Raw genomic sequence first — 2325 nt, forward strand, 5'->3', positions numbered from 1 at the left:
GGCGGGAGTCGCCCTCGGGGCGGGGCCCGGCGGTGATGCCGATGCCGTGGGCGCGGCCGGTCGCCGGGGCGGTGGTGATGTACTCCTGCGGCACGATCAGCACCGCGCGCACCCCGCCGTACGCGGAGTGCCGCAGCGAGACCTTGAAGCCGTACGCCTGCGCCAGCCGGCCGACCACGGCCAGGCCGAGCCGGGGCGTCTCGCCGAGGTCGTTGAGGTCGATGCCGGCCTGCGCCTCCCGCAGCATCCGCTCGGCCCGGGCCCGGCCCTCCTCGCTCAGGCTGAGGCCGCCGTCCTCGATCTCGATCGCGATCCCGGTCTGCACCTCGACGGCGGTCAGGTGCACGCTGGTCTGCGGCGGGGAGTAGCGGGTGGCGTTGTCGAGGAGTTCGGCCACCGCGTGGATCAGCGGCTCGACGGCGGGCCCGACCACGGCGACCCCGGACACAGGGTGCAGCTCGACCCGGCGGTACTCCAGGATGCGGGACATGCCGCCGCGCAGCACGCTGTACAGCGGCACCGCCCGGCTCCACTGGCGGCCCGGGCGGGCGCCGCCGAGGACGGCGATGCTGTCGGCGAGGCGGCCGATGAGGGCGTTGCCGTGGTCGAGGGTCAGCAGGTCGTCGAAGACGGCCGGGTCGGTGCCGTGCCGGTCCTCCATCGCCCGCAGGTCCTGGGCCTGCCGGTGGACGATCGCCTGCACGCGGCGGGCGATGTTCACGAAGGCCCGCTGGGCGGACTCGCGCATGGCCTCCTCGTTGTCGACGGCCTCCAGCACGGTGCGCAGGACGGCCTGCCGGGACGCCTCGAACTGCGGGCCGGCGACGGCGTCCTGGGTCTCGTACTTCCGCAGCACCTCCCCGACGGGCTCGCCGCGCTGGAGCGTGGCCACGGCCTCGGGCAGCTCCTCGCGGGCGAGGCGGTCGGTCTCGGACTCCTGCCGGGCCAGCCGGGCGAGCAGCTCGTTCTCCAGCCGGGCACACCGCGCGCGCAAGCCCACCAGCGCGCGCCCACGGCGCGCCGCCTCGCCGGCCACCACGGCCACGGCCGCGGTGCCCACCACCCCGCACCAGACGACCCCGGCCCGGGCACCGGCGGAGGCCACCGCCGCGGTGACGACGGCGGTCGCCGCCGTCACCACCGTGGGCAGCAGCCACACCAGGACTGGAGCGGAGCGCCTGCCTCTGGGTGACGATCCTGCACGAAGCATCAGCATCCTCAAACGATCGGGAAGTTACGGACGACAGGTGGGCACGCGCACGCCGGCGGGGGGCCTGCGCTTCGCCGGCCGCCGGGTGATGCCGGCACCAGGTCTACCGCGCCCCGGGCTCGCCATGCCAATGCCCGCGCCCAGTTCGCCCATGAGGGGGGACTCCGCGGGAAACCCTCGCGCGCCGCCGGGGATTCGTGGTACGACAGCGGGCGCCAAGTCGTGGGGATGGCAGGGGCGTTGCCGGGGTTCCGGCCGCGGTCGGCGGGGCGGCCGGTGGCCGTCGTCGGCGGCTGCCGCCGGGCTTCGATCGGTGCCGAACTCACCGGTGGCACAGGAATTCCCGGGCGCGGTCGCGCAGGCCCGCGCCGGGGCCGGAGGCGGCGGCGAAGCCGGGGGCGGGCACGCCGACGACCACGACCGGGGGGAACGGGCCCGGAACGGGCACGGCGACGAGCCGGAGAAACAACTCGTTCAGGGGAATGATCCGGCCGGGATTGACACGCGGCCGGTGAAGGAGGCGGCCGGCTACCTGCCTACCCGGTCAGCGGCACGGCGAGGGCGCGCGGGCGTGAGGGTGCGCGGGGGCGGCCTGCCGGGCGGGGCGCCGGAGGGCTCAGTGGCCGCCCTTCGGCTCGGTGCAGCCGCCCTCCATGTAGACGCCGTGGGTCTCGACCTTGACGGCGGAGGCGGCGAGCCGGCCGCTGACACAGGGGCCGGTGCCGGGGACGAACAGGTCGAAGACGAGGTCGGTGCCGGAGCTGCCGACCGTGGTGCCGGCCCGCGGGTAGCCGAGCGACTCCAGCAGTCCCACGACGTCCGCCTGGCCCAGCGGCGACCCGGTGGCGCGGGCCTTGAGGGCGGCGGCGATCCGCGCGCTGTGCGCCGCGCCCCGGCAGCGGCCCTCGGCGGTCAGCTCGATCTGCTGCTTGTACATGCTGTTCTCGGCGTGCTTGGCGGCCTCCGGGTCCAGCGGGACGGCGCTTGCCGTACCGGTGGCGGAGGGGCTCGCCTTGGCGGACGCGCAGCCGAGGGCGGCCACCTCGGGGAACAGCCGGTCGTGCTCCTCGACGCGCCGGCGGGCCTGCTCGGCGTAGTCGGGCTTCCCCGTGCCG

General features: G+C 76.0%; 3 protein-coding genes. All 3 read right to left on the reverse strand.

Going from position 1 to position 2325, the window contains the following annotated elements; translation table 11 throughout:
- Window positions 1–1210: ATP-binding protein (locus ABZ885_RS39630; protein WP_360199831.1), on the reverse strand; the 1210-nt coding region annotated here is incomplete at its 3' end.
- Between the two features lie 322 nt (window positions 1211–1532).
- Entirely contained in the window at window positions 1533–1679 is a 147-nt protein-coding gene (locus ABZ885_RS39635; RefSeq protein ID WP_360199827.1) for a hypothetical protein, read from the reverse strand.
- Window positions 1680–1826: 147 nt separating this feature from the next.
- The coding region (locus ABZ885_RS39640) for a hypothetical protein (RefSeq protein WP_360199829.1) at window positions 1827–2325 on the reverse strand (499 nt) is incomplete at its 5' end.

It is taken from the genome of Kitasatospora sp. NPDC047058 (genome assembly GCF_040643935.1).
Classification (GTDB): domain Bacteria; phylum Actinomycetota; class Actinomycetes; order Streptomycetales; family Streptomycetaceae; genus Kitasatospora.